This window comes from Novosphingobium anseongense, assembly GCF_037482895.1.
GTDB classification, from domain to species: domain Bacteria; phylum Pseudomonadota; class Alphaproteobacteria; order Sphingomonadales; family Sphingomonadaceae; genus Novosphingobium; species Novosphingobium anseongense.
Genome location: NZ_JBBHJZ010000001.1, coordinates 289,666 through 310,360 on the forward strand (window position 1 = coordinate 289,666; position 20,695 = coordinate 310,360).

Annotated in this window: 18 protein-coding genes; 7 read left to right on the forward strand and 11 right to left on the reverse strand. The window is 68.4% G+C overall.

Annotated features, from left to right (window positions below; genetic code table 11):
- The first annotated feature begins 105 nt into the window (after window positions 1–105).
- The 5 genes from rpsU (at window position 106) to gatB (ending at window position 4,338) form a co-directional block, all read left to right on the forward strand.
- The gene (gene rpsU / locus WG901_RS01390) at window positions 106–312 is read left to right on the forward strand and encodes a 30S ribosomal protein S21 (RefSeq protein WP_217398364.1); all 207 of its coding nucleotides are present in this window, start codon (window positions 106–108) and stop codon (window positions 310–312) included.
- Between the two features lie 147 nt (window positions 313–459).
- Window positions 460–1,029 carry an FKBP-type peptidyl-prolyl cis-trans isomerase gene (locus tag WG901_RS01395; RefSeq protein ID WP_339585234.1) on the forward strand — a complete coding sequence of 190 codons (570 nt, stop codon included), beginning with the start codon at window positions 460–462 and terminating at the stop codon, window positions 1,027–1,029.
- Between the two features lie 27 nt (window positions 1,030–1,056).
- A complete protein-coding gene (gene gatC / locus WG901_RS01400; RefSeq protein ID WP_339585235.1) occupies window positions 1,057–1,359 on the forward strand; it encodes an Asp-tRNA(Asn)/Glu-tRNA(Gln) amidotransferase subunit GatC in 303 nt (100 codons plus the stop codon).
- A gap of 2 nt (window positions 1,360–1,361) precedes the next feature.
- Window positions 1,362–2,849 (forward strand): Asp-tRNA(Asn)/Glu-tRNA(Gln) amidotransferase subunit GatA, encoded by a 1,488-nt coding sequence (gene gatA / locus WG901_RS01405; RefSeq protein WP_339585236.1) that lies wholly within the window; start codon window positions 1,362–1,364, stop codon window positions 2,847–2,849.
- Window position 2,850: 1 nt separating this feature from the next.
- Window positions 2,851–4,338: an Asp-tRNA(Asn)/Glu-tRNA(Gln) amidotransferase subunit GatB gene (gatB, locus tag WG901_RS01410; protein WP_339585237.1), complete on the forward strand. Its 1,488-nt coding sequence runs from the start codon at window positions 2,851–2,853 to the stop codon at window positions 4,336–4,338.
- A gap of 2 nt (window positions 4,339–4,340) precedes the next feature.
- Here the strand turns inward: gatB and WG901_RS01415 are convergent, their stop codons facing one another.
- From WG901_RS01415 to WG901_RS01435, 5 genes are all read right to left on the reverse strand, one after another.
- Window positions 4,341–5,618, reverse strand: a complete 1,278-nt coding sequence (locus tag WG901_RS01415) for a sensor histidine kinase (protein ID WP_339585238.1) — start codon at window positions 5,616–5,618, stop codon at window positions 4,341–4,343.
- Window positions 5,619–5,621: 3 nt separating this feature from the next.
- Window positions 5,622–6,344 (reverse strand): response regulator transcription factor, encoded by a 723-nt coding sequence (locus WG901_RS01420; protein ID WP_339585239.1) that lies wholly within the window; start codon window positions 6,342–6,344, stop codon window positions 5,622–5,624.
- A gap of 36 nt (window positions 6,345–6,380) precedes the next feature.
- Window positions 6,381–7,286 carry an intradiol ring-cleavage dioxygenase gene (locus tag WG901_RS01425; protein ID WP_339585240.1) on the reverse strand — a complete coding sequence of 302 codons (906 nt, stop codon included), beginning with the start codon at window positions 7,284–7,286 and terminating at the stop codon, window positions 6,381–6,383.
- Window positions 7,287–7,378: 92 nt separating this feature from the next.
- Window positions 7,379–7,681, reverse strand: coding sequence for a hypothetical protein (locus WG901_RS01430; RefSeq protein ID WP_339585241.1), 303 nt, complete (start codon window positions 7,679–7,681; stop codon window positions 7,379–7,381).
- A gap of 50 nt (window positions 7,682–7,731) precedes the next feature.
- Entirely contained in the window at window positions 7,732–10,629 is a 2,898-nt protein-coding gene (locus WG901_RS01435) for a M16 family metallopeptidase (RefSeq protein WP_339585242.1), read from the reverse strand.
- Window positions 10,630–10,733: 104 nt separating this feature from the next.
- Between WG901_RS01435 and WG901_RS01440 the strand changes: the two genes are divergently transcribed.
- Window positions 10,734–11,438, forward strand: a complete 705-nt coding sequence (locus tag WG901_RS01440; protein ID WP_339585243.1) for a DUF4197 domain-containing protein — start codon at window positions 10,734–10,736, stop codon at window positions 11,436–11,438.
- 22 nt (window positions 11,439–11,460) lie between these two features.
- Here the strand turns inward: WG901_RS01440 and WG901_RS01445 are convergent, their stop codons facing one another.
- The 5 genes from WG901_RS01445 to WG901_RS01465 form a co-directional block, all read right to left on the reverse strand.
- Window positions 11,461–11,916: a nuclear transport factor 2 family protein gene (locus tag WG901_RS01445; protein WP_339585244.1), complete on the reverse strand. Its 456-nt coding sequence runs from the start codon at window positions 11,914–11,916 to the stop codon at window positions 11,461–11,463.
- A gap of 46 nt (window positions 11,917–11,962) precedes the next feature.
- Window positions 11,963–13,414: an ABC transporter permease/substrate-binding protein gene (locus WG901_RS01450; protein ID WP_339585245.1), complete on the reverse strand. Its 1,452-nt coding sequence runs from the start codon at window positions 13,412–13,414 to the stop codon at window positions 11,963–11,965.
- Entirely contained in the window at window positions 13,411–14,127 is a 717-nt protein-coding gene (locus WG901_RS01455; protein ID WP_339585246.1) for an ATP-binding cassette domain-containing protein, read from the reverse strand. Before WG901_RS01455 ends, WG901_RS01450 begins: the two co-directional genes overlap by 4 nt.
- 14 nt (window positions 14,128–14,141) lie before the next feature.
- On the reverse strand, window positions 14,142–15,584 hold the full coding sequence (locus tag WG901_RS01460; protein ID WP_339585247.1) for a DUF4139 domain-containing protein: 1,443 nt from the start codon (window positions 15,582–15,584) through the stop codon (window positions 14,142–14,144).
- A gap of 221 nt (window positions 15,585–15,805) precedes the next feature.
- Complete coding sequence (locus WG901_RS01465; RefSeq protein ID WP_417602110.1) at window positions 15,806–17,311, reverse strand: DUF4139 domain-containing protein; 1,506 nt, start codon at window positions 17,309–17,311, stop codon at window positions 15,806–15,808.
- Between the two features lie 137 nt (window positions 17,312–17,448).
- Between WG901_RS01465 and clpB the strand changes: the two genes are divergently transcribed.
- A complete protein-coding gene (gene clpB / locus WG901_RS01470; RefSeq protein ID WP_339585249.1) occupies window positions 17,449–20,028 on the forward strand; it encodes an ATP-dependent chaperone ClpB in 2,580 nt (859 codons plus the stop codon).
- 40 nt (window positions 20,029–20,068) lie between these two features.
- Here the strand turns inward: clpB and WG901_RS01475 are convergent, their stop codons facing one another.
- Window positions 20,069–20,695 (reverse strand): glutathione S-transferase family protein, encoded by a 627-nt coding sequence (locus tag WG901_RS01475; protein WP_339586620.1) that lies wholly within the window; start codon window positions 20,693–20,695, stop codon window positions 20,069–20,071.

Below are 20,695 nucleotides of genomic sequence, written 5' to 3' on the forward strand. Positions count from 1 at the left end.
ATCCAGATGGATTCGGCTTATCCTGCTATTGTTCACTTTTGGGCAAATCCCCGCGCGTTTGCATCGGTGGGGCTCTAGCCTTCGTTTTGTGAGGTGTGTCGGTTTATGCAAATTCTCGTCCGCGACAACAATGTCGACCAGGCTCTGCGCGCGCTCAAGAAGAAGCTGCAGCGCGAGGGCGTGTATCGCGAGATGAAGCTGCGCCGTCACTACGAAAAGCCCTCGGAAAAGCGCGCCCGTGAAAAGGCTGCCGCCGTCCGCCGCGCTCGCAAGCTCGAGCGCAAGCGGCTGGAGCGCGATGGCGTCAAGTAGGATGCTGGTGCAAAGCCCGCAGGGGCTTTGCCAGCAAGCTTGAACCACGCCTTGCGATGAGCCATGAGGGCGCGGAATCAGTTCCGCGCCCTTTTTGCTGCCTGTTCCGCAGGACGCTTTGCAGGCCACTCTACAGGAATCGACCCGATGACCGAGATCACCCGCGTACCTCTCCAGCCGATCGCCAAGGGCTCGCTCGGCAAGCTCTGGGTGGGCATCGCCGCCGTCGCGCTCGCCGCGGGCGGCATCGCCTGGGCCGCCATGCCGCCGCAGGTCCACGTCGCCACGATCACCGCGGGCCAGGGCGCCTCGCCGGTCGCCAGCGACGTCGCGCTGATCAACTACAAGGGCACCTTGCCCGACGGTAAGGTCTTCGACGAAGGCAAGAACGCGGTGTTCCCGCTGCAGGGCGTGATCCCGGGCTTCACCAAGGCGCTCGAGCAGATGCAGAAGGGCGGCAAGTACAAGGTCGAGATCCCCTCCTCGCTCGGCTACGGCGACAAGGCTCAGGGCCCGATCCCCGCGAACACCGACCTGACCTTCGAGATCGAACTGATCGATTTCATCAGCGGCCAGGAATATCAGCGCCAGATGCAGATGATGCAGCAGATGCAACAGATGCAGGGCGGCGGCGCCCCGCATGGCGCTCCGGGCGTTCCCGGCATGCCGCCGCAGGGGCTGCCCGATGGCATCGTCCCGGGTGGTCCCGCGCAGTAATTCCGTTCTTCTGAAGAAAGCACAGCCATGTCGGTCGATACCGCAACCGTGGCCAAGATCGCCGCTCTCGCCCGCCTCAAGGTGAGCGAGGCGGAGATCGCCGCCATGGTCCCCGAACTCAACGGCATCCTCGCCTGGGTCGAACAGCTCGGCGAGGTCGATTGCACCGGCATCGAGCCGATGACCGCCGTGATACCGAACACGCTGCGCCTGCGTGACGACGTGATCGACGCCGATCCGCTGACCGGCGGCGGCAAGCGCGACGACGTTCTGGCCAATGCCCCCGCGGCCGAACACGGCTTCTTCGGCGTGCCCAAGGTGATCGAATAAACATGACGGACGTAACCGAACTCGGCGTCGCCGCGATCCGCGAGGGCGTGGCCAAGGGTGAATTCTCGGCCGTGGAAGTGGCCGAGGCGTTCAACGCCAACGTCGCCGCGGCGCAGCAGGCGCTCAACGCCTTCATCGTGCCCACGCCCGAAAAGGCGATCGAAGCCGCGCAGGCGGTCGACGCGGCGCGCGCCGCGGGCAAGCCGCTGGGCAAGATGGCCGGCGTGCCGATCGGCATGAAGGACCTCTTCGCCACGCGCGGCATCCAGACCACCGCGGCGAGCCACATCCTCGAAGGCTTCAAGCCCGAATACGAATCGACCGTCAGCCAGAAGCTGTGGGACGCGGGCGCGGGCATGCTCGGCAAGCTCAACCTCGACCAGTTCGCCATGGGTTCGTCGAACGAGACTTCTTACTTCGGCAACGTGATCTCGCCCTGGCGGCGCAACGACGGCGGTAACGCCGCGCTCGCGCCGGGCGGTAGCTCGGGCGGCTCCTCGGCCGCGGTCGCCGCGCGCCTGGCGCCGGCCGCCACGGGCACCGACACCGGCGGTTCGATCCGCCAGCCCGCCGCCTTCACCGGCATCTCGGGCATCAAGCCGACCTACGGCCGCTGCTCGCGCTGGGGCGTGGTCGCTTTCGCGAGCTCGCTCGACCAGGCCGGGCCGATGGCGCGCGACGTCCGCGACTGCGCGATCATGCTCGAGGCCATGGCCGGCTTCGACCCCAAGGATTCGACGAGCCTCGACCTGCCCGTTCCCGCATGGGAAGCCGGGCTTTCGGGCGATCTCAAGGGCAAGAAGGTCGGCATTCCGCGCGAATACCGGCTCGACGGCATGGACGAGGAAGTCGCCAAGTCGTGGGACCAGGGCATCGCCTGGCTCAAGGACGCCGGCGCCGAGATCGTCGAGATCAGCCTGCCGCATACCAAGTATGCGCTGCCGACCTACTACATCATCGCGCCCGCCGAAGCCTCGTCGAACCTCGCGCGCTACGACGGCGTGCGCTACGGCCTGCGCGACCTGCCCGACGGGGCGGGGCTCCAGGACATGTATGCCGCCACGCGCGCCGCGGGCTTCGGTCCCGAGGTCAAGCGCCGCATCCTGATCGGCACCTATGTGCTCTCGGCCGGCTTCTACGACGCCTATTACACGCAGGCTCAGAAGGTTAGGGCGCTGATCTCGCGCGATTTCAAGGAAGCCTGGGCGCATTGCGACGTGATCCTGGCGCCGACCACGCCGAGCGCAAGCTTCGCGCTGGGCGAGAAGAGCGCCGATCCGCTCGAGATGTACCTCAACGACGTCTTCTCGGTCCCCGCCAGCCTTGCCGGCCTGCCGGCGATGTCGGTTCCGGCCGGGCTGAATTCGGAAGGCCTGCCGCTGGGGCTGCAGATCATCGGCAAGCCCTTCGACGAACAGGGCGTCCTCAACGCCGGCCTCGCGATCGAGAGCCGAGCCGGTTTCACCGCGAAGCCTGAGAAGTGGTGGTAAGATGAGCGAATATCGCATTCAGGGCGCAACGGGTGACTGGGAGGTCGTGATCGGCCTCGAGGTCCATGCGCAGGTCGTCTCGAAGTCCAAGCTGTTCTCGGGGTCGGCGACGGCCTTCGGGGCCGAGCCCAATTCGCAGGTGTCGCTGGTCGACGCGGCGATGCCCGGCATGCTGCCCGTGCTCAACAAGGAGTGCATCCGCCAGGCGGTGCGCACCGGCCTGGCGATCAACGCGCCGATCAACAAGTGGTCGCGCTTCGATCGCAAGAACTACTTCTACGCCGATCTGCCGCAGGGCTACCAGATCAGCCAGCTCTACCACCCGCTGGTGGGCGAGGGCGAAATCGAGGTCAGCCTCGACGAGAAGAACCCCGAGGCGGTCAAGACGATCGGCATCGAGCGCATCCACGTCGAACAGGACGCGGGCAAGCTGATGCACGATCAGCACCCGACGATGTCCTATGTCGACCTCAACCGCTCGGGCGTGGCGCTGATGGAGATCGTGTCGAAGCCCGACATGCGTTCACCTGCCGAAGCAGGGGCTTATCTGCGTAAGCTCAGGACGATCCTGCGCTATGTCGGCTCGTGCGACGGCAATATGGAAGAAGGCTCGATGCGCGCCGACGTCAACGTCAGCGTGCGCAAGCCCGGCGACGAGTTCGGCACGCGGACCGAGACGAAGAACGTCAATTCGGTGCGCTTCGTCATGGCCGTGGTCGAGCAGGAGGCGCGCCGCCAGGTCGATCTGATCGAGGATGGCGGCAAAGTCGTCCAGGAAACCCGGCTCTACGATCCCGACAAGAACGAGACGCGGTCGATGCGCTCGAAGGAAGACGCGCACGACTATCGCTACTTCCCCGATCCCGATCTGCTGCCGCTCGTGCTCGAAGACGCGTTTCTCGAGGAATGCCGCGCGAGCCTGCCCGAACTGCCCGATGCCAAGCGCGCGCGCTACGAAGGGTCGCTCGGGCTCTCGGCCTACAACGCGAACGCGCTGACCGCCGAAGTCGAGACGGCCGTGGCCTTCGAGGAACTGCTCGCGTCGGTGGCCTCTGCCAGCGGCAAGAGCGAGAGCGACGTCGCCAAGCGCGTGGCCAACTGGCTGCTCTCGGAGCGCGCCGGTGTTCTCAGCGCAAACAACGTTCTGGCGAGCGATCCCAAGAACTCGCTCGAAGCCAACACGGCGCTCGTCGTGGCGGCCGAGAGCGGGGCGATCTCGGGCAGCAAGGCCAAGGAGATCTTCGCGCTCTACCTCACCGGCGACATCGATCTGGCCAAGGAGATCGAGGCCAACCAGCAGACCTCGGACACCGGCGCGATCGACACGGCGATCGCCAAGATCCTCGCCGACAATGCCGACAAGGTCGAGCAGTACAAGGGCGGCAAGGAAGCCCTGTTCGGCTTCTTCGTCGGCCAGACGATGAAGGCCATGCAGGGCAAGGCCAACCCCGGCGTGGTCAACGAGCTGCTGAAGAAGGCGCTGGGCTGATATCAGTCGGCGAGGGGTAGGCTCAGCCGCACCTCGCCGCCGCTTTCGCGGTTCGCCAGGATCAGCGTCCCGCGATACTGCCTGGCGATGGCGCTTGCGATCGCCAGGCCCAGCCCGCTGCCGCCGGTCTCGCGGTTGCGCGAAGCTTCGCCGCGCACGAAGGGCTGGCAGCCATGGGTGAGCATTTCCGTGGTGAAACCGGGGCCGCGATCCTGCACCACGAGCACCACGCCGTTGCCCTCGATCATGAGGCTGAGCTCCGCCACGCCGCCATAGCGCAGGGCATTGTCGACAAGGTTCTGGATCAGCCGGCGCAGCGCGTTCTGCGAAGCGATCACCGGCGCTGAGGTCATGACGTCAGCCGTGACCGGCAGGTCCTGGACCACGCTTTCCTCGATCATTCCGGCGACGAGTTCGGCGAGATCGAAGCGTTCGCTCGGCTGGCTGCCGCTGCGATCGAGCGCGAGCGAATCCTCGATCAGCCGGCGCATCGCGGCGATGTCGGCCTGGGCGGCGTCGCGCTGGGCTTCGGGCAGGGCCTCGAGCCGGAAGGCGAGGCGCGTCAGCGGCGTGCCGAGATCGTGGGCGATCGCCGAGAGCATCCGCGTGCGCTGCGCGACCTGGTCGATCTGGCTGCGCTGGAAGGCCGCGAGCGCGCCGGCGACGACGGCAACCTCGGGCGGTGCGTCGCCGTCGTCGCCGGCGTGGAGGTCGGGGCTTTCGCCGCGCACATGATCGGCCAGGCGCTCGAGCGGGCGCGTGATCGTGCGCGCCGAGCGCCAGGCGAGGCCGATGATCGCGCCGAGGACGAGCACGGTCACCGCCACGACGGTCGCCCACCAGTTGAGCGCGGTGGGGGCAGGATCGATGCGGACGACGCGCCAGTGCCCGGCGTGGCGCCAGCCGAAGCTGCCTTCGCCGCGGAGCGAATCGACGGGGCGGTCGCGCAGTCCCGGCATCTGCGGCGCCGTGGTGAAGGCGAGGACGTCGTCGGGCTGGGCCGCCAGTTCCTCGGCGAGCCAGGCTTCGATGCCGCGATCGCGCATTTCGCCAGCGCGCGGTTCGGGCGGCTCGGCGGCGGCGTCCTGGAGCAGCGGTCGCGTGCCGAGCCGGTCGACGCCGGCGCCCTGAAGTGCCTGGGCGATATCGGCCAGCGGCGTCGGTGCGGGCCGCGGGGGCGGGCCGATGAAGGTGATCGCGATCATCGCGCCGGCGGTCGCGAGGACGGCGGCGCTGACCAGGGCGATGATCTGGCGGGCGATGGGCAGGCGCTGGAGCACGGCTCAGAGCCGCTCGACCGGGCAGGTCAGGGCATAGCCGGCGCCGCGTACGGTGCGGATCAGGTCGCCCCCGTTCTCACCGCCGCCGCCGCGCTCCTGCAGTTTGCGGCGCAGGCGGCTGATGTGGATGTCGATCGCGCGGTCGTAAGCCAGGCCATCGATGCCGTGGACCGCGTCCATCAGCTGGTCGCGGTTGAGCACGGCGCCGCGCGCGCGGACGAGCGCGGCGAGCAAACGGATCTCGCTGGCGCTGAGAGTCAGGGGCTGGCCCAGGGGATCGCGCAGGATCCAACCGCTCTCGTCGAGCCGCCAGCCGGCGAAGGCGAGGATCGAGGCCTGGGCTTCCGGCCCCGGCGGGGGCAGGCGCCGTCGCAGCACCGAGCGCACGCGTGCGAGCAGTTCGCGCGGGTTGCAGGGCTTGGCGACATAGTCGTCGGCGCCGCTTTCGAGGCCGACGATGCGATCGATGTCGCCGGCGAGCGCGGAGAGCATGATGACCGACGGCGCGCGGTCGCCCTGGAGCGCGCGCAGGCAGGAGAGGCCGTCCTCGCCGGGCATCATCACGTCGAGGATGACGAGGTCGCTCGGCGCCTGGGCGAGGGCGGCGCGCATGGCCTTGCCGCCCTCCGCCTCGCGCACGGCGAAGCCGTGGCTGCGCAGGAAGTCGCCGATCAGCGCGCGCAGCGGCGCGTCGTCGTCGACCAGCAGGATGGATTCACCGGCCACCCCGCCTGCATCGCCAATCGCCCTCGCCATGGCAAGTCAGGTCGCGATCCCGATCGTCGTGCTGCCGGTGTAGCCGGCGGCCGCGCTGCCGGTCAGCGTCGGCGTCATCACCGCCATCTGCGCGGAGGTGTTGTCGCCGAACACGTTGTCGCGCGCGATCGTGGTCGAGGCGTAGTTGCCCTGGCTCGTGCCGTAGCCGCTCGTCGCATAGACCGCGGCGCAGGCTTCGGCGGGCAAGGCGAGCTGCGAGATCAGCACGGCATAGCGGCCCGAGGTCGCATTGGCCTGGCTCGAGAAGACCTCGAAATGGATGTGCGGATAGCGGCCCGCATAGCAGCCGGGGAAGATCGTCGTGAAGGTCACCTGGCCCTTGCTGTCGGTCACCTGGACGCCGCGCAGATAGCTCTCGGTCGGCAGGTCGTAGAGCGAGTATTTCCCGTCGCGGTCGCAGTGCCACATGTAGACGGCATAGCCGGCGAGCGCGGCGCAGGCGCTGTTGACGTTGGCCAGGGTCAGGGTGAGCGTCAGCGGCACGCCCGCGGCGACGGTCGAGCTGCCGATGAAGCTCGAGCGGATGTCGCTGCGCAGGACGCCGCTGGCGACGAGCGCGTTCGAGGTCACGCCGTTCGAGCTGATGGTGCCGTCGGCCGGGTAGGGGCCGTTGGTCTCGCTGGCGGCGGTGTTGCAGGCGGCGCTGCTCGTCGCGGTCGGCGTGGGGGTGGGCGTCGCCGTGGCGGTCGCGCTGGGCGTGGGGGTCGGCGTGGCGGTCGCGGTGGTCGTGCTCGACGAGGAGCTGCCTTCGCCACCGCAGGCTGCGACGAGGGCGGTCGTACCGGCTGCGCCGATCAATCCGAGCGCGCGCCGGCGGGGAAACAGCCGCTTGAGCGCCTGGAGATCGTGGCCGAGGCCGTGATCGTGCTGGTCGTCAAAATTCTTGTGCATTTCGCAAACTCCCGAGCGACCCCCGGCATGGCCTTAGCCGGGGATCGTATCGGGGGTTTGTCGCGAATGTTTCGGTCGTGTAGCGGCCGGCTTTACGCCGCGCGGTTGCCCGACAGCGCCATCGAGCCGAAAGCGCCGGCCTTGACCGCGCCGCTGATCGCGTCGCCGTCGACCGTGGCCTCGCCTTCGAGCGTCATCGGCATCGGCACCTTCATGTCCATCTTCCAGGTGATCGTGTTGCCGGCGACCTGGCCTTCGGCGATCTCCATCGAACCCATCATGTCGCTGGTCACGCTACCGGTGAAGGCCTCACCGTTCGGGTTGACGGTGAGCTTGCCCTTCTGATCGCCCATCGGGGTCTTGATGACGACGTCGTAGGTTCCGGCAACGGACATGGCATTCCTCCTAGTGTTTGATTGCAGTTGTGAACGGCGCGGCGGCGAAGTCAATCGCCCCCCGCCGCTGCTCCACCGTCCACCGCGGGCGCGATTTCGAGCGGCAAACCGAGGCGCTTGAGCTGTGGCTCGACCTGCTTGCGATCGCCGACGACGACGAAGGTCAGGCCCTCGGGCTGGAGATAGGTCTTCGCCGTGGCATCGATCGCCTTGCCGTCGATCGCGCGATAGCGGCTGGCGAGCGTCGCATAGTAATCGTCGGGCCGGCCGAGCAGCTGGTTCAGCTGGATCGCGCCGAGCACGTCGCCGTTGCTTTCGAAGCGGTTGGGCAGGGCGCGGATGTTGCCGTCGGTGACGCGGTTGAGCTCTTCGGCGTCGACTGGCTTCTTCGCCGGGAAGGCCTTCATGTCGGCGATGATCGCCTGGATCGCGGCGCCGGTCTTGTCGGCCTGGACCGGCGCGCCGACGGTCAGCGCGCGCGGACCGGCGGGGCTGCGCACGCCCGAGGAGACGCCGTAGGACCAGCCCTTGTCCTCGCGCAGGTCCATGTTGAGCCGCGAGAGGAAACCGCCGCCGATCACTTCGTTGGCGAGGTCGAGCGCTTCCATGTCGGGGGTGCGGCCGGTCAGCGGCAGGACGCGGCCGGCGACGATCACCGACTGCGGCGAATTGGGCCGGTCCACCAGGACGATGCGCGGCCGCGGCGTCGGGATCGCCGCGGCGAGGTCCTTGACCGGCTTGGGCGTGGCGGGCGCCTGCCAGGAGCCGAAGGCCTTTTCGAGCAGCGGCTTGAGCTGGTCCATCGTCACGTCGCCGACGACGGTGATCCGCGCGAGATCGGGGCGCAGCCACTTGTCGTGCGCGGCGCGCAAGGCGGCCGGGGTGAGCGCGGCGAGCGACCTGGCGTCGCCGAGGCCGTCGATCGGCTGGCCATAGGGGTGACTGCCGTAGAGCAGCTTGCCGAGCTCGCGCCCCGCCAGCGCGCGCGGATTGGCCAGCGCCTGCGACAGCGCGGCCTGCTGCTGATCGCGTACGCGCGCGACTTCGCCCTCGGCGAAGGCCGGTTTGCGCGCAACGTCGGCCATCAGTTCGAGCGAAGGCGCGAGGTTGGCAGTCAGCGCGGTCAGCGTGATCGAGCTGGTATCCTGGCTGCCGCCGCTGCCGATCTGGGCGCCGAGACGCTCCTGTTCCTCGGCGATCTGGGTGGCGCTGCGCGTCGTCGTGCCTTCGTCGAGCATCTTGAGCATCAGCGACTGCGTGCCGGGCGTGTCGAGCGCGTCGGCCGAGTAGCCCGCGTCGAAGCCGAGCGAGACGATGACCTTGGGTATCGCCGTACGGCGCGCGAGCGCGACGGGGATGCCGTTGGACAGCGTGGTGCGCTCGATCGTCGGGACCGCGAGATCGGCCACCGGCGCGACAGGCGGCGTCGCCCGCTTCGGTCCGGGCTTGATCGCCGAGCCGGGCTTGGTCGCCTTGGGTTTCGCGGCGCCGGGCGTCTCGTCGCCCCAGCCGCCCATGGCCTCGCCCTTTTCGGTGCGATCGCCGGGGACGACGGCCAGCGCGAAGACCGGGCGGCCGAGCCAGCGCTGGAGCGCCGTCTTGACTTCGGCCGGGGTCAGCGCCGCGACCCGCTCGAGGTCCTTCTTGTATTGCGCCGGATCGTTCGAATAGAGCTGGCCCTCGGCCAGGGTCGCGCCCTTGCCCGAGAAGCCGCCGACCTCCTCGAGCGCGCCGATCTGGCTCGAGAGGATCGAGGTTGCGGCGCGGCGCAGTTCGTCCGCGCTGGGTCCTTCGGCGACATATTGCGCGATGATCTGGTCGAAGCGGGCTTCTGCCCTGGCGCGATCGACCCCGGGCTTCACGTCCATCTGCGCGGCGAGGAAGGAGACCTGCTCGAACGGCTGGGCGCCGGCGGTGACCGCGACCGCGAGCTGTTCGTTGCGGACGAGCACGGTGTCGAGCCGCGAACTCGACAGCCCGCCGAGGATGTGGAGGCCGACCTGCAGCGCGAGCGCATCGGGCTCGTTCATGCCCGGGCCGCTCCAGTTGCGGCTGAGGCGCAGCACGGGCACCTGATCGGTCATCTCGCGCTTGGCGGGCGCAGGCAGCGTCACCGGCTCGGCCGCGACGGGCTTCACCGCGGGGCCGCGGGCGATGTCGCCGAACCACTTCTCGACCAGCGGCCGCGCCGTGGCGACGTCGATGTCGCCGGCCAGCGCGAGCACGGCGTTGTTCGGGCCGTAGTGGTCCTTGAACCATTGGCGCACGTCGTCGAGGCTGGCGGCATCGAGATCGGCCATCGAGCCGATCGTCGCGTGGCGATAGGGATGGCCGACGGGGAACAGGCCGTCGCCCACGGCATAGTCGGCCAGGCCATAGGGCTGGTTGTCGTTCTGGCGCTTCTCGTTCTGGACGACGCCGCGCTGCTTATCGAGCTTGTCCTGGCTGACCGCGCCGAGCAGGTGGCCCATGCGGTCGCTTTCCATGAACAGCGCCATGTCGAGCGCGCCCTTGGGCACGGTCTCGACGTAGTTCGTGCGGTCGTACCAGGTCGAGCCGTTGGACGGGGTCGATCCCGCGGCCTCGAGCGGCTTGTCGAAGCTGGGCACGTTCTCCGAACCGCCAAAGAAGATGTGCTCGTAGAGGTGGGCGAAGCCGGTCTTGCCGCGCGGCTCGTGCTTCGAGCCGATGCGATAGTAGGTCGTCACCCCGACGATCGGCGCCTTGCGGTCGGTGTGGACGAGCACGGTCAGGCCGTTGGTCAGGGTGAAGCTCTCGTAGGGAATGTCCACCGCCGCGACGAGCGCGCTCAGCGGCGCGGGTTCATCGCGTGCCACGGGCGCGGCCGGGGCCGCTGGCGCGCTGGCGACCGGTGGCTGCGCGGCGCAGGCGGTCAGGGCGAGAGTAAGGAACGAAGTGGCGAGAGCCGAGCCGAAAGAGCGATGCATGGCGCAAGGTGTAGCAGGTTGATTCGCAGAGGCCAGCCATTGCCGCCCGGCGCGAAAAGGCGTTACGTCGCGATCGGACAAATCATCTTTGGGGGGGATGGAATATGGCCAGACGGGATTGGGATCGTCGCGAACTCATCGCCGGGATCGGCGCATCGGCTTGTCTCGCGCTCTTCGCCGAGCAGGCCGGCGCGGCCACGGGGCTGGGCGGCGCGTTCTCCGACATTCTGGGCCGCGCGACCGACAGTTCGCTCGACCGGCTGGCGCAGCCCGGTGCCTTCTACAACGATCCGGCGGTGCGCATCGGCCTGCCGATGCTCGGCGGGCAGGCCGGCGGGCTCGGCAACGTGCTTGGTCGCGCGCTCGATGCCGGCCAGCGGCTGGGGCTGACCGACAACCTCATCCGCAAGCTCAACGACGCCGCGGGCATCGCCGCGCGCGAGGCCAAGCCGGTGTTCCGCAACTCGATCAGCCGGCTGACCCTGGCCGACGTGCCCGACATCGCCCGGCAGAACGACGGCGCCAGCCAGTATCTGCGCCGCAGCGCCGGCGACGAGCTCCACGGCAAGCTGCGGCCGCTGGTCGATGCGGGGCTGGCGCAGGTCGGTGCCTATCGCCAGCTCGACGCCGTCGCCAAGCAGTCGAGCCTGATCCGCGCCGCGGGCCTCTCGCGCGACGGGTTGGGCCGCACGGTGACCGAGCAGGCCCTGAACGGCATCTTCCGCTACATCGGCGGTGAGGAAGCCCGTCTGCGCGCCAATCCCCTCGGCACAGCCGGCGGCGTGCTCAAGGGGATCCTGGGCAACTAGGCGCCCAGTCTTTTCCTGCTGGTTAGCCGCGCTGGAACACCTGGTTGCTGTCGAAGCGGCTGATCTTCCAGTCGCCGTCGGCATCGCGGCGGCATTCCATGCGGACGTCGGCGACGGCCAGCGGATCGCAGAAGCCGACGAAGGGCGGCTCGCCGACCTTGGCGAAGAACAGCAGCTGGAAGGTCACCGTGGCGTGATCCTCGGCGGCGAACTTCACGCGGTAGTTGACGTGGAGGTGACGCATGACCGGCGCGCCGCCGGCCGCGGTCAGGCGATCCCAGCGCTCGTCGTAGAAGGCTTGCGTTGCGGCAATACCAGCGCGCCATTCGCCGCCGACGAAGTAGGCGACATCGTCGGTCAGGACCTTGGCCTGGGTCATCTGGCGGCCGCTGTTCCGGTCGAGCTCGTCACCCCATTCGTTGATGACCTGGTGGATCGCCGCGACCGCCGTCGCCTGTTCCGCACTGAACTTCGCCATTTGGTACCCTCCGATGATGTCTCGCGCGCGCTTTATGCGCGCGACGTCAGGATTGGAAGCGCAAGCCCCGCGGCGTGACCGCGCCTTGCAGCAGGTGGAACAGCCCTTCGATCACCAGCGCCAGGACCGCCGCGGGAATCGCGCCTTCGAGGATCAGGCCGGTGTCGTTGAGGCGAATGCCGGTGAGGATCGGCTGGCCATAGCCGCCCGCGCCGATGATCGCGCCGAGCGTGGCCAGGCCCACGGCGACCACCGCGGCGGTGCGCAGGCCGGCCATGATCGTGGGCAGGGCCAGCGGCAGCTCGATCCGCCGCAGCCGTGCCTTGCGGGACAGCCCAAGCGCGTCGGCGCTGTCGAGCAGGGCGGGGGCGATGCCGGTCAGCCCGGCATGGGTGTTCCGCACGATCGGCAGCAGCGAATAGAGAAACAGCGCCATGATCGTCGGCGCCGCGCCGATGCCGAGCAGCGGGATCAGGATGACGAACAGCGCGAGGCTGGGGATCGTCTGGAGCAGGCCCGTGACCGACAGCACCAGCGCACCGAGCCGCGGGCTGCGCGCGGCGGCCACGCCGAGCGGCAGGGCGACTATCAGCGCGGCGGCGAGCGAGACCGCGACGAGCCAGAGGTGTTCGAGCGTGCGGTCGAGCAGGCGGCGCCAGATTCCGTCCTCGCCCGAGGCTTGTGCGGTTTCGCCGAGCGCGAGCCGGGCGGCCTGTGTCTCGCTCAGCTTGTCGACCGTGACCTTGCGATTGAGCTCGCGCATCGCGGCTTCGTCGATCGTGCCGGCCAGCGCATCGAGCGCGGTGACCGCCTTGGTGGGCAGGCCGGCGCGATAGACGAAGACGGCGTCGTAGCGTGGGAAGAACGCGCGATCGTCGCGCAGCACGACCAGCTTGTAGGTCGCGATCTCGGCATCGGTGGTGTAGACGTCGGTTACGGCGATCTGGTCGGCGGCAATCGCGCGATAGGCGAGGTCGTGATCGATCCCGCGGATCTTGAGCCCGTTCAGGCCATAGGCGCGCGACAGCGCCGGCCAGCCGTCCTGGCGATCGACGAATTCGTTCGACAGGCCGATCGCCAGTTCCGGATGCCGGACCAGATCGCCGATCGTCGCAATGCCGAGCCGTTTTGCCACGTCGGCGCGCATGGCCAGGGCATAGCCGTTCGAGAAGCCGATCGGCTTCGACATCGCCAGCCCCTGCGCGGCGAGCGCGCGCGGCAGGGCCCTGTCATCGGTCAGGTGTTGCCCCGAGAGGATCTCGAAGCGCAGGGTGCCGGTATAGTCGGGATAGACGTCGATCTCGCCGGCCTTGAGCGCATCCCACAGGATGCGGCTGCCGCCGAGCTCGCGGCGATGCGTGGCGGGCACACCCGCGCGTTCGAGCGCGAGCCGCGCCATCTCGCCGAGGATCACGCCTTCGGTGAATTTCTTCGAGCCGACGGTCTCGGCCCGAGCGGGCAGGGCGATGAGGGCGAGCAAGAGCAGCAACCACCTCACAGCGCGTCCTCCGCCGCGAGGAATTCCGTGACGAAACGATCGGCGGGGTGTTCGGCCAGGTCTGCGATCGGCCCCTGCTGGACGATCCGCCCTTCGCGCATCAGCACCGCGGTGCCACCGAAGAACCGCGCTTCGCCGAGGCTATGCGTGACGATCACCACGGTCTTGCCGAGCCGCGCGAAGATCGCGCGCAACTCCTCGGCCAGCCGCACGCGGGTGATCGGATCGAGCGCCGAGAGCGGTTCATCGAACAGCAGCACCGCGGGATCGAGCATCAGCGCGCGCATCATCGCCACGCGCTGGCGTTGGCCGCCCGACAATTCGCCCGGATAGCGATCGAGTTGCGCGGCATCGAGCGCGACCAGCGTGGCGAGCTCGTCAACCCGTGCCGCGATCCGCTCGGCCGGCCAGTCGAGTTCCTGCGCCATCAAGGTGACGTTGCCGCGTGCGGTCAGGTGCGGGAACAGTCCGCCGTCCTGGATGATGTAGCCAAGCCGCTGCCGCACCGCGCGCCAGTCGGTGACGGGCTGGCCCTCGAAGCGCAGGCTGCCGGTGAACGGCGTCAGCCCCGCCAGCGTGCGCAGCAGGGTCGACTTGCCCGAGCCCGAGGGGCCGAGCAGGACCAGCGTCTCGCCGGCGCCGATATCGAGCAAGGTCGGGGCGAGCGCCGGCACGTCGCCATAGGCCACGGCCACCTGATCGAGTGCGAACATGGCGGGGACTGTAGTCAGTTATCGCGCGGTCGGTCCACGCGATACGACAGCCGTGCCGTGTCGTTGGGCGGGATGGTCGTGCGCCAGACGCGTTTCCCGGGCTTCGCGATCAGCCGGCCGGGCAGACCACGGTAAGTGTGGCCGAGGTTGTGAAATTCCGCCTCGAAGGTGACAGCAAAGGGATTGGCGTTGCGGATCGTCAGGACATAGGGCGCCTTGGCACTCGCGGGTTCCTGCGTTTCGATCGTAACGTCGTTGGCGCGGGCGAAGGCCAGTTCGACCTCCTCGTTCATCGCCTTGTCCGGTGTCGAAGCCTCGCCGATCAGGCCGCGGCCATATTCGCCTTCCTGATAGAGCACGGCCTTGCCCGCCGGTAGTGGATCGCCGAGCCCGTTGTCCTTGCGGTTGCGGAAGCGGAACAGCTTGTCGATCGGGCTCGGGCGCTCGTCCATCACCGTGCGATAGACCGTCTCGCCGCGGACCGCGTCCTTCACTAGGAACGCGACCTGTTTCTGCGAGCGTGCGGCGACGGTGACGGGCACCGGAATGCGGTAGAGCTTGAGGTCGCCGAGGCCTTCGGCTTCGGCAACGACCGCGGCCTTCTCCTCGCGGCGCCGGGCGGTGACGACGATGTTGCCCGCGGCCATCTCCATCATCATCGGTGCCGCGGGCGGCGGCGGGGGAGGCGGCGGCGGCGGGGGATTTAACCCGCTGCTCGTGTTGCCCATGGGCCAGCACTGCGCCTGCTTGTAGAGCGACGAGGCCTCGGCCTTGATCCGCGAGCCGCTGTCGTCACGCGTCGCGGCCGAGCGGTTGATCCTGCCGGCGACGGCCGCTGTGGTGGCCTCGACGAAGCTCGTGTCGTCGCCGCTCGCCATGGTCATCCAGCCGAGCAGTTCGAGCGTTTTGCCATCGGGAGCCAGCGTGCCGACATAGGTCGCGTCCCAGTCGAAGCCCGTGGCGATATAGGCCAGGGTGATCGTCACCCGGCCGCCCGGCTGGTCCTTGGTCAGCATCGACAGCACGGGCTTGGCCGACAAGGTCGCGGGCGCCTGCGGATAGATCAGCGTCTGGTTGAGCCCCGAGCAGTAGACCGCCTCGGTCCCGCGCGGGGTGGTGACGACGAGGCGATCGGAGGCCGAACGAATCGTCGCGGGCTCCTCGACCGTCCTGCCGGTCGCCGGATCGGTGCGGCGCAGGATCACGCTCTGCCCGGTGAAGGCGTCGACCAGCCCCTTCTGCGAGAGCAGCGCGGCGTCGCGGTTGCGCTCGCGCGGGTCGGTGCCGAACAGGATCGCCGATTGCGGGACGATGCCGCTGGCGACGCCCTCGAAGCGGACCGTGACCTCGCCCGGCGGCAGGGTGACGGTGCGCGTTTCGGAGATCAGCGCGAAGGACGACGGCCGGTTGCGGTCGATCGCGCCGTCGCCGCGATCGGGATCGCGGTAGAGCGTCACCGCGACGGCGTCGGGGGCGTCGGACTGGATGACCGGCGCTTCGGCCAGCGCGGGGGTGGCGAGGAGGAGAGCGACGAGAAAAGATCCTCCCCTGCAAGGGGAGGTGGCAGCGCGAAGCGATGACGGAGGGGTGTCCCCGTCTCGGAGAGGGTGACACCCCTCCACCACGACCTGCGGTCGCGGTCCCCCTCCCCTTGCAGGGGAGGATCTGGCAAGGCCCGTCACCACGGTGTCAGGAACGTCGCGGTCAGCTCGACCTTGCCTTCGGCCGGCACGGGCACTTCCCAGCGGCGTTCGTCGGCACTGTCCTGCACGCCCTTGATCGACTCGTCGGTCACGCGCAGGTCGCGCCACCACCACCATTGGCCGAGCCCGCCCTGGATCACGTCGACCGTCACCGGCGTCGGACCGGCATTGGTGACGATGTAGCGCATCTGCGTGCGGTAGTAGCGCTTGGGGACTTCGCCGGCCGCGGTCTTCTTGGTGCCGTCGGGATAGGTCACGGTCCAGCGCGCGTAGGTCTGCCATTGTTCGCTGGTGATCACGTCGCGCTTCTCGACGACGGGCTGGACCTTGACGTCGAAGGCGTCGCCGGTTCGGATGGCGAGTTGCGAGCCGCCGGGGGTGTGCGGGATCTCGCTCTCGCCGATGAACTGTGACTGCGCGCGGCTGTCGCGCATGTAGACGCGGACCGTGCCCGCGGGCAGCGCTTCGCCGATGCCCGCGGCGCGCGCGTTCGAGAACTTGAGCACCGAGGCGGCGCTGCGTGCCTCGTCTTCTGCGCCCATCCAGCCGTTGCGGAACTCGTAACCCTTGCGTGCGGGCACGCCCGAGGCGTCGAGGAACGAGACCTGCTTGGTCTGGGCATTGGCGATCGTGGTGCGGCCCTCGATCGGATAGACGTGGAAATCGCCGAGACGCTGGCCATTGCCGCTCTCGGTGCCCGCGACGTTGCCGCGCGGCCGCGGCGGCTGGTAATAGCCGGGGTTCTGGCCCGAGAAGCCGACGTCGCCCGCGACGAGCAGCGTCTTCGTGTTGTTGAAGGTGGTGCCGGTGTTGTTCGACAGAGTGATCCAACCCTGGACGTCGATCTTGCCGGCCTTCTCGTCGAACAGCGCGACATAGTCCGATTTCCAGCCGAGTCCCGGAGTCAGGTACGACAAGGTGAGCGGCCGGCTACCGCCCGAACGGGCATCCACCGTAACCGACAAGGTCGGCCGCGCGCGCAGGTTGGGCGGTATGGAGTCGAAGATCACGCGCACGGGCAAGCCGTCGTCGCGCAGGACCTCGATGCGATCGCCGATCTTGAGCACGACGCCGCCGTTGGCCGCGAGCACGGTCGCGCGCTCGCGCGTCTCGGCGCCGGTCGCGGGGTTGGTGCGCAGCAAGGTCACGGTCTGGCCGACCGCTTTCTGCATCAATGCCGAAGGCGAGAGCAGGTCGTAGTCGAAGTTCTGCTCGACGATGCCGAAGCCTTCGCCCGAGAGTGTCACGGTCTCGGGCCGGATCTGCGCCGAGACGTCGGCGAATTCCTGGCGCGATTTGCCCGCGGGCAGGCTGACCTGGCGAATGTCCTGCACCAGGGCGAGGTTGTTGTTGTAGATCGTGACCGAAAGGTCGCCCTGGGCGGATCGGGGTTCGGCGGGGTTGGCCGATTGGGCGAAGGCGGCTCCCGAGCAGAGGCTGAAACCCACAGCCATCGCCAGCGTTCTGCAGCGCATTCGCATCCCCTCCGTAAAATTCCGAGGTGAGAGCTAAGCAAGCCGGGATTACGGTCAAATGAATTTGCAGCGAAATCCGACCGACACACTTGAGTGACTAATCAGCAACACTATCTCCTAGCCGACAGGAGGACGTACCCCAGATGAACCTCGAGAAATTCACCGATCGCGCCAAGGGATTCCTGAACGCGGCGCAGACCGTCGCGATCCGCCAGAACCACCAGCGCATCACGCCCGAGCACCTGCTCAAGGCGTTGCTCGAAGACGGCGAAGGCATGGCCGCGGGCCTGATCCAGCGCGCCGGCGGCAATCCCGCCTTCGCCGTGGAGGAAGTCGACAAGGCCCTGGCCAAGCTGCCCGCAGTCTCGGGCGGCGGCTCGCAGCAGCCCCCGGGGCTCGACAACGACGCCGTGCGCGTGCTCGACCAAGCCGAGCAGATCGCGCAGAAGTCGGGCGACAGCTTCGTCACGGTCGAACGCATGTTGGTGGCCCTGGCACTCGCCAGCACGACGCCCGCTGGCCAGGCGCTGAAGGCAGCGAATGTCACGCCGCAGGCGCTCGAAACGGCGATCACCGAGCTGCGCGGCGGACGTCAGGCGCATTCGGCTTCGGCCGAGGAGAGCTACGAGGCGCTCAAGAAATACGCGCGCGACCTCACCGAGGCGGCGCGCGAGGGCAAGCTCGACCCGGTCATCGGCCGCGACGAGGAAATCCGCCGCACGATCCAGATTCTCGCGCGGCGCACCAAGAACAATCCCGCGTTGATCGGTGAGCCCGGCGTCGGCAAGACCGCGATCGCCGAAGGGCTCGCCCTGCGCATCGCCAACGGCGACGTGCCCGACAGCCTCAAGGATCGCACCCTGATGTCGCTCGACATGGGCAGCCTGATCGCGGGCGCGAAGTACCGTGGCGAGTTCGAGGAACGGCTCAAGTCGGTGCTCGACGAGGTCAAGGGCGCCGAGGGCCACATCATCCTGTTCATCGACGAGATGCACACGCTGATCGGCGCGGGCAAGGGCGACGGCGCGATGGACGCCTCGAACCTGCTCAAGCCCGCGCTCGCGCGGGGCGAGCTGCACTGCATCGGTGCGACCACGCTCGACGAATACCAGAAGTACGTCGAGAAGGACCCCGCGCTGCAGCGGCGGTTCCAGCCGGTCTTCGTGGGCGAGCCCACGGTCGAGGACACGGTGTCGATCCTGCGCGGGATCAAGGAGAAGTACGAACTGCACCATGGCGTGCGCATCGCCGACAACGCGATCGTCGCCGCGGCCACGCTGAGCAATCGCTACATCGCCGACCGCTTCCTGCCCGACAAGGCGATCGACCTGATGGACGAGGCCGCGAGCCGCATCCGCATGGAGGTCGAGTCCAAGCCCGAGGAGATCGAAAACCTCGACCGGCGGATCGTCCAGCTCAAGATCGAGGAAATGGCGCTGGCCAAGGAGAGCGACCAGCCCTCGAAGGACCGGCTCGAAACCCTGCGCGGCGAACTGGCCCAGCTCGAGCAGCAGTCGAGCGAGCTGACCACGCGCTGGCAGAACGAGCGCGACAAGATCGCCTCCGAAGGCAAGATCAAGGAAGCGCTCGACGCCGCCCGGATCGAGCTCGATCAGGCGCAGCGCGGTGGCGACTATGCCAAGGCGGGCGAGCTGACCTATGGCCGCATCCCCGAGCTGGAAAAGCGCCTCGAGGAGGCTCAGGGGCAGGCGGGGAACGCCCTCCTGCGCGAGGAAGTCACCGCCGACGACATCGCCGCCGTGGTCAGCCGCTGGACCGGCATTCCGGTCGACCGGATGATGGAAGGCGAACGCGAGAAGCTGCTCAAGATGGAAGAGGCCATCGGCAGGCGCGTGATCGGCCAGCGCGACGCGGTGGTCGCCGTGTCGAAGGCCGTGCGCCGTGCACGTGCGGGCTTGCAGGACCCGAACCGGCCGCTCGGCTCGTTCCTGTTCCTCGGCCCGACGGGCGTCGGCAAGACCGAGCTGACCAAGGCGCTCGCCGGCTTCCTGTTCGACGACGACAGCGCGATGGTCCGCATCGACATGAGCGAGTTCATGGAGAAGCACTCGGTCAGCCGCCTGATCGGCGCGCCTCCGGGCTATGTCGGCTATGACGAGGGCGGCGTGCTGACCGAGGCCGTACGGCGGCGGCCTTATCAGGTCGTGCTGTTCGACGAGGTCGAGAAGGCCCATTCGGACGTGTTCAACGTGCTGCTCCAGGTGCTCGACGACGGGCGCCTGACCGATGGGCAGGGGCGCCAGGTGGACTTCACCAACACGCTGATCATCCTGACTTCGAACCTCGGCAGCCAGTATCTCGCCAACCTCGGCGACGGAGTGGATGTCGAGACCGTCGAGCCGCAGGTGATGGAAGTCGTGCGCAGCCACTTCCGCCCCGAATTCCTCAACCGGCTCGACGAGATCATCCTGTTCCATCGTCTCGCGCAGGAGCACATGGGGCCGATCGTCGAGATCCAGGTCGGACGCGTGCAGACCTTGCTCAAGGACCGCAAGATCGTGCTCGAACTGACCCCCGCGGCCGAGCGCTGGCTGGGACGGGTCGGCTACGATCCGGTCTACGGCGCGCGACCGCTGAAGCGTGCGGTCCAGCGCTATCTGCAGGATCCGCTCGCCGAGAAGCTGCTCGGCGGGGAGATCCCGGACGGCGCCACGGTGAAGATCGACGAGGGCGACGGCGCGCTGCAGATGGTGGTGGGGTGAGCCGGAGATCCTCCCCTTGAAGGGGAGGATCGATCCTCGCTCAAGCCGGCGGAATGAACGCCTGCTGGATCGCCTGGAACTCCGCGCGCGCTTCGGCGCGGGCGGAGTGGTCGGCCAGCGCGGGGTAATCCGCCAGGGTCACCAGATAGGCATAGGCCTCGCTCACGAAGCGCGCGACGCAGGCGACCGTGTTGTCGTCGTGGCCTGGCTCGGCGCCGAACCACCAGTCTCCCGGCCGCGCGGCGCATTCGTCGTTCAGCACAGCCAGGCCGTCCCGGATCTGGCCTTCGCTGCGCGCGACGAAGACCGGGTCGAGCGAGGGCGCGAAGTTCTTCGCGTAGAAGAACGACACCGCCTTGTCGGCAATGCCCGTGGCTATCGCGCAGCGGCGCAAGGCCGCGCGGCGCTCGGGGCCCGAGGGGGCGATCAGCGCGCGATCGCGACCGTGGCCCTCGTCGAGGTGATCGAGGATCGCGTAGCTGTCGATCAGCGCCTCGCCGTCATCGAGCACCAGCGTCGGCACGCGGCGCAGCGGGTTGTGCGCGACGAACTTGTCGCTTTCGCCGAAGCTCGAGAACGGGTGGTGGTCGAAGGCGATACCGTAGCGCGTCAGCGCCAGGCCGACGCGGCGGACGAAAGGGCTGTCGTACTGGCCGATGAGTTGCAT

Coding starts and splice junctions, on each gene's coding strand:
- gatC (WP_339585235.1), top strand. CDS start 1,057: ATGTCGGTCGATACCGCAACCGTGGCCAAGATCGCCGCTCTCGCCCGC.
- WG901_RS01425 (WP_339585240.1), bottom strand. CDS start 7,286: ATGCACAAGAATTTTGACGACCAGCACGATCACGGCCTCGGCCACGAT.
- WG901_RS01430 (WP_339585241.1), bottom strand. CDS start 7,681: ATGTCCGTTGCCGGAACCTACGACGTCGTCATCAAGACCCCGATGGGC.
- WG901_RS01440 (WP_339585243.1), top strand. CDS start 10,734: ATGGCCAGACGGGATTGGGATCGTCGCGAACTCATCGCCGGGATCGGC.
- gatA (WP_339585236.1), top strand. CDS start 1,362: ATGACGGACGTAACCGAACTCGGCGTCGCCGCGATCCGCGAGGGCGTG.
- rpsU (WP_217398364.1), top strand. CDS start 106: ATGCAAATTCTCGTCCGCGACAACAATGTCGACCAGGCTCTGCGCGCG.
- clpB (WP_339585249.1), top strand. CDS start 17,449: ATGAACCTCGAGAAATTCACCGATCGCGCCAAGGGATTCCTGAACGCG.
- WG901_RS01465 (WP_417602110.1), bottom strand. CDS start 17,311: ATGCGAATGCGCTGCAGAACGCTGGCGATGGCTGTGGGTTTCAGCCTC.
- gatB (WP_339585237.1), top strand. CDS start 2,851: ATGAGCGAATATCGCATTCAGGGCGCAACGGGTGACTGGGAGGTCGTG.
- WG901_RS01395 (WP_339585234.1), top strand. CDS start 460: ATGACCGAGATCACCCGCGTACCTCTCCAGCCGATCGCCAAGGGCTCG.
- WG901_RS01475 (WP_339586620.1), bottom strand. CDS start 20,695: ATGCAACTCATCGGCCAGTACGACAGCCCTTTCGTCCGCCGCGTCGGC.
- WG901_RS01435 (WP_339585242.1), bottom strand. CDS start 10,629: ATGCATCGCTCTTTCGGCTCGGCTCTCGCCACTTCGTTCCTTACTCTC.
- WG901_RS01455 (WP_339585246.1), bottom strand. CDS start 14,127: ATGTTCGCACTCGATCAGGTGGCCGTGGCCTATGGCGACGTGCCGGCG.
- WG901_RS01445 (WP_339585244.1), bottom strand. CDS start 11,916: ATGGCGAAGTTCAGTGCGGAACAGGCGACGGCGGTCGCGGCGATCCAC.